General features: G+C 44.4%; 1 protein-coding gene. It reads left to right on the top strand.

What is annotated here, in order from left to right:
* A partial coding sequence (locus AAEZ03_RS27915) for a hypothetical protein (protein WP_350583165.1) occupies nt 1-261 on the top strand: 261 nt, incomplete at both ends.

Here is a 261-nt window from a genome sequence, read left to right as displayed (position 1 = left end):
AGTGATTACTTACCACAATAATTCTCCCTATACGCTTAAATATCTGTGGTTGCAGCTAGAACAAAATCGCTTTAAATCAGACTCGATAGCAGAACGCAGCAGCACCTTTTACGGCGACGATGGTAGCGTGAGTGCTAACAACACTTATGGTGATAATGCGTTTGCAAAAATCAGCTTGCAAGACCTGCGTCGCCAACAGTTTTTAGCCGATAACGAAATGGGCTATCGCATTGGTAAGGTGACGGGGGCAAATCATAACCC

The organism is Pseudomonas sp. HY2-MNA-CIBAN-0224 (genome assembly GCF_040310285.1).
Lineage (GTDB): Bacteria > Pseudomonadota > Gammaproteobacteria > Pseudomonadales > Pseudomonadaceae > Aquipseudomonas > Aquipseudomonas helleri.
This window is presented reverse-complemented; position numbering and strand designations above follow the sequence as displayed.